The sequence below is a fragment of the Enterobacter sp. CM29 genome (genome assembly GCF_013179605.1).
Taxonomy (GTDB): domain Bacteria; phylum Pseudomonadota; class Gammaproteobacteria; order Enterobacterales; family Enterobacteriaceae; genus Enterobacter; species Enterobacter intestinihominis.
The window spans coordinates 1-5068 of sequence record NZ_JABMCU010000257.1; the positions used below are offsets into that span (position 1 = coordinate 1).

6 protein-coding genes and 1 riboswitch are annotated in these 5068 nt (G+C 50.1%); of the genes, 3 read left to right on the forward strand and 3 right to left on the reverse strand.

Annotation, left to right across the window (positions count from 1 at the left end):
• A partial coding sequence (locus HP459_RS23610) for a hypothetical protein (protein ID WP_253939668.1) occupies positions 1-89 on the forward strand: 89 nt, incomplete at its 5' end.
• Here HP459_RS23610 and HP459_RS21200 read toward each other — a convergent pair.
• From HP459_RS21200 to thiM, 3 genes are read right to left on the reverse strand one after another with little or no spacing between them, the layout of a single operon-like run.
• On the reverse strand, positions 63-809 hold the full coding sequence (locus HP459_RS21200; RefSeq protein ID WP_022648658.1) for a GntR family transcriptional regulator: 747 nt from the start codon (positions 807-809) through the stop codon (positions 63-65). The genes HP459_RS23610 and HP459_RS21200 overlap by 27 nt on opposite strands.
• 41 nt (positions 810-850) lie before the next feature.
• Positions 851-1651 carry a bifunctional hydroxymethylpyrimidine kinase/phosphomethylpyrimidine kinase gene (gene thiD, locus HP459_RS21205; protein ID WP_023300565.1) on the reverse strand — a complete coding sequence of 267 codons (801 nt, stop codon included), beginning with the start codon at positions 1649-1651 and terminating at the stop codon, positions 851-853.
• On the reverse strand, positions 1648-2418 hold the full coding sequence (gene thiM / locus HP459_RS21210) for a hydroxyethylthiazole kinase (RefSeq protein ID WP_022648660.1): 771 nt from the start codon (positions 2416-2418) through the stop codon (positions 1648-1650). Before thiM ends, thiD begins: the two co-directional genes overlap by 4 nt.
• A 35-nt stretch (positions 2419-2453) precedes the next feature.
• Positions 2454-2550: riboswitch (TPP riboswitch) on the reverse strand.
• A gap of 680 nt (positions 2551-3230) precedes the next feature.
• On the opposite strand from thiM, the gene HP459_RS23705 reads away from it, so the two are divergent.
• Both HP459_RS23705 and HP459_RS21220 read left to right on the forward strand, forming a co-directional pair.
• Positions 3231-4460 carry a YadA-like family protein gene (locus tag HP459_RS23705; protein WP_171936795.1) on the forward strand — a complete coding sequence of 410 codons (1230 nt, stop codon included), beginning with the start codon at positions 3231-3233 and terminating at the stop codon, positions 4458-4460.
• 206 nt (positions 4461-4666) lie between these two features.
• The coding region (locus tag HP459_RS21220; RefSeq protein WP_171936796.1) for a hypothetical protein at positions 4667-5068 on the forward strand (402 nt) is incomplete at its 3' end.

Below are 5068 nucleotides of genomic sequence, written 5' to 3' on the forward strand. Positions count from 1 at the left end.
ATGCCGTGGCCGCCTGGGTAGTCAGCCATCGCGGTGGAGACTGCGCCCCCACGCGCGAGGCCCTACTCCTCGCACACAAAGACGTATAGGTCGCTGCGGCAGTAGCTGATGCTGTACTCAATTGGCCGCTGCTGTTGATCGAGCGCGACTTGCTTGATCACCAGCACCGGTATCTTATCGTCCATCTTGATATGCGCCTGAAACTCGCTGTCCGGCATCCGGGCGCTGACGCGGGAACGGGTGCGCTGCGGAAAGATATTCTGGCTGCGGAAGTAATCATAAAGCGAGACGCCAATGTCGTCCGGGTTGGGAATTAATCCTACCGGTACCCAGGACTCCTCTATCGATACCGCATCGTCATCCACGTAACGGATGCGCTTAAGCAAAAACACATCGCTTTCCGGCGCAAGGGAAAGATGGCGGGCGATCTCTTCCGGGCACTTCACGATGCGTTTATTGACCCACAGGGTGTTGGGCGTTTTGCCACGCAGCACCACCTGCTGAGAAAAGCCGCGCGCCTCTTTCAGCGAATATTCAAAGATATTGTTGATTTGCGTCCCGTATCCACGCGCGCGGGTAACGACGCCAGCCTCTTCCAGCGCCTGCATGGCTTTACGCACCGTAATACGCGACACTCCGGCCAGCTGGCTCAGATCGCGCTCGCCGGGCAAAATATTACCGTGCGCGAGCACACCGCTGCGCACCGCGTTCTTGACCGTTTCGGCAAATTTCAGATACAGCGGCGTGTTGTCCGGTGCGGCAATTCGTTCCTTGAGTTGAGCAATTAACCGGGTATGCGCTTGTTCCATCTCTGTTTTTCTCTGGCATGAGTTTCATGCCAGTATACGGCTTACCACCATGCATGAAAATGGTGAACCGGACCAATACCGTGACCCACTTCCAGAGAATCGGCTTTTGCCAGCGCGCCCGAGAGCCAGACCTTCGCCTCCTGCACCGTATCCGCCCATGTGGCGTGACGAGGACGCAGCGCCGCCAGCGCCGCCGAGAGCGTACAGCCCGTGCCGTGGGTGTTTTTGGTCTGGACACGTGGCGCGGTGAAACGTTGCGTGCCATCGTGGGTGAAAAGCCAGTCCGGGCTTTCTGCATCATCAAGATGGCCGCCTTTCATCAGCACCGCGCGACACCCCATCGCCAGCAGCGCATTCCCCTGCTCTTTCATCTCACGTTCGTTTTGCGCGTGTGGCGCATCCAGCAGCGCGGCGGCTTCAGGCAGGTTTGGCGTGATCAGCGCAACCTGCGGCAGCAGCTTTTTACGCAGGGTGTCGACAGCCGAGGCGGAGAGCAGCGGATCGCCGCTTTTGGCCAGCATCACGGTATCAAGCACCACGTTTTTTATCTGGTAGTGTTTGAGACGTTCAGCGACCGCTTCAACAATGTCCGCCTCTGCCAGCATGCCGATCTTGGTGGTGTCGATACGTACGTCGCTGAATACCGAATCCAGCTGCGCGGCGACAAAATCCGGGTCAATGCGATACACCGACTGTACGCCGCGCGTGTTTTGCGCAACCAGCGCGGTGATAACCGAGCACCCGTATGCGCCGAGCGCAGAGAAGGTTTTCAGGTCTGCCTGGATCCCCGCTCCGCCGCTGGGATCGGTTCCCGCAATAGTCAGGGCATTAATGCGCGTCATACCTGTTCCTCCAGCGCGTAAAGCGCGTCCAGAAACGCGGAGACAAAGCTGCCGGGCCCCCGGCTTTGAGTCAGGGCAACTGACCCTGCGCGCTTCATAAAGCCGCAGGCTGCCGCCGCGTTATCAAGCCTGTCGCCAGGCAGCGAGCAGCAGGCGGCGACGACCGCCGAGAGCGCACAGCCAGTTCCTACCACGCGGGTCATCAGCGGGTCGCCCCCCGCGACCGTACGGGTTCGCTGGCCGTCGGTGATGTGATCCACTTCCCCTGTGACGACTACAACGGCGTGGGTCTGGCGGGCAAGCACCTGCGCAGCGGTCAACGCGCTCGCTGCCGTATCGGTGGAATCGACCCCACGTCCGCCCGCACTCATTCCGGCAAGGGCGAGGATTTCGGAGGCGTTGCCACGAATGGCCGCAGGTTTAAGGGATAATATTTGCTGGCAAAAACGGGTGCGGAACGCCAGCGCGCCAACCGCGACGGGGTCCAGAACCCAGGGTGTGCCCGCGGCTACCGCGCTCTCAATAGCCCGACGCATCGACTGGGCGCGCGGCGCGGTGAGCGTGCCAACGTTGACGAGCAGGGCATCGGCAAGCGCGGCAAACTGTTCCGCTTCCTCGGCTTCGATCACCATTGCCGGGGAAGCACCGAGCGCGAGCAGAACGTTGGCGGTGAAGGTCTGCACGACATCGTTGGTCATACAGTGCGTGAGCGGGGAACGGGTTCGGAATTGATGTAAAACGTGTGAGTCGAGCAGGTCAGGCTGCATGGTTTCGCTCCTGCCGTGCGGAAAGAAGCGATGACCGGGTAGGCATCTGACTTCCCTACGCTGGCATTATCCAGATCAGGTAATACGGGTATTTCTCAGCCTTCACAAGGAAGGGCACCCCGAGTCAAATCATCTATAAAACAAAAGCTTAAACAATACTTTGTTATTTAGTGTACCCGCGGTTGAGCCTGCTGACAACCATTTTCCCTTTATCTCACTGCCTCAGAAGGTACAGACGGGTTCAGGTTACATAAAAATGAGAAATTCTATTGTTCGTTTTCCGGTATTATTTGTACTGAATAAATAACTAACATTGAATTCACATTAAAAATATCTTTATTTAATGTCTACATTGAAAATCTTACGGAAGAATATCTTGCCCTTTATTTAAACACACCCACTCGATAATGTTTACTTTCAGCTTTAAAGGTCGTGATTTTCATTTGAAAACCCCGTGCAAACCTTAATTTCCATCTCATAAATAAAAACCGCATAAGTGTTAAAATAAAATTTTATAAAAATCATAAGGTTAAATTAAGACACCTCGCAAGCGCATCACAACAAATTGATTTTAAAGAAGAAATAATGAAAAAAAATTATTTCTTTTCATTCTTATCATTAAGAAGAAACATGATCAAAATCAATATTTCTCGCCGCGAAATATTTATAGTTTCGCTCCGTTACCAACATAAATATTAAATACAACTATAAAATTCGACACACTTAAACTTACCCATTCAGCTCTGCTTAAACAAACGTTAGCAATATCGCTAGCGTATATTTTATCTGCCAAACACTGTGAGTCATTTCAAATGAAACCTGTTAGACAAACCGTCATCGCTGTCGCTATTATCGGTGCTCTTTTTGCTGGTACAATGAACGTAGCTAAAGCTGCTGATGTAAATGTAAATCTTAACGATAATGTTACCAATTCAGGTACTTTTATTCAGGTTCAAGGGACTAACAACACCGCATATAACCTTGATAACATCAAGGCTAGCAACACTCAACAAGACGGACAAATCTATAATCTGCAAGGGGATATTGAGAAGGCAAACATTGCTATCAATAATGCGCAAGATACTGCTAACACTGCTGTAAATAAAGCTGATGCTGCTCAAGCTGGTGTTAATGCTAATGCACAATTTAACTCTACTTTGAATCAGAAAGTAGATGACAACAAAGCTGATCAGATCTCCACCGACAACAAACAAAATATTTTGATTAATGACATTAAAAACAAAGCAGACACTGCTTTACAAGGTGTTGTTAACAATAGTTCCGATATTAAATCATTGCAAGATGAAAACGCGTTACAAGGTTCTGTATTGATTAACCATGATCAACGGATCACCGCTTTAGAGAACCAAACACCACCTAAAGACGGTGTGAATGGTAAAGATGGTGTTGACGGTAAAGACGGGGCAACGGGTGCTACAGGCGCTGCAGGTGCAACTGGTGCGCAAGGTTTAAAAGGTGATACAGGCGCACAAGGTATAGCTGGGAAAGATGGTGCTCCAGGTGTTAAGGGTGAGAAAGGAGATAAAGGAGATTCCATCAAAGGTGATAAGGGCGACACTGGCGCTAAAGGTGATAAAGGGGATGCAGGTAAAGCTGGCTCTAACGGAATCACAACTACCATCACTAAGAAAGAAGTTGATACTAAAACTATCAATCTGGTTAAGTCACTCAATACCCAAACTACAGCACAAGCTAAAGATCTGAAAGCTGCTCAACAAGTGTTCGCACAAGCGCAAGCTAACACTAACTCTCAATTCAAGAGCCTGAAAGATGAAGTTGACAGCAATAAGAAAGAAGCCCGTTCAGGTGCTGCTAGCGCTGTAGCTATCGCCTCTATGCCTCAAGTAGAGAAAGATCAGGCTGTCATGTTCTCTGCTGGTGTAGGTAGCTTTAAAGACGAGCAAGCTGTTAGTGTGGGTGCATCCTTCCACGTTGGTAGCAACACCATCGTTAAAGCTGGCGTAAGCGATTCTACAAATAATGATCTTGCTATGGGCGCAGGCATCGGGATTGGCTTTTAAGAAAAACACGTAACTCGACTACATTCATAATAGAGGAAGCTTTTCAGGGCGACAGTACTTCGCTGATGGAAAGTATGATGATGGCCAATAACATGCTCAAACACATTTTTATTTCAGCTGCCCTGTATCTATTGCTTATTTCGGTCGGGGTCTGGATCGGCATTATGTACGTTTCTTATTATTTGTGTCGTTTTTAAGGTGATAAAATGAAAAAATCAATGATGCTAGTGTTAAGCGCTGCCGTACTTGCTGGGTGTATTTCGCCTGCACACGCCATTAGCGCACACTATCGTGCTCAGTTAGAGCGCTCGGGATGCACGCAAATTAGCGCTGGCGATGGATCTTGCGATATCAGCAAAACCAAAGCGGAAAACGCGGCACAACACGAACCAACGGCATCCGTTCACGATCCCCTTCGCGAAGCCTCGTTCTCGTCGGATACGGTTAACGCTACCCTTTCTAACGGCTTTTTTAGCGCTACCGTGAACGGCAAAAAAGCCAGCGTTAAACGTCTGAATGCGAATTTCTATGAGATCCATGGTAACGGTTTTGTGATATCGATAAGCCTGGATGAAAACGGTATTACGGACGCGTCATGGAATAAAACA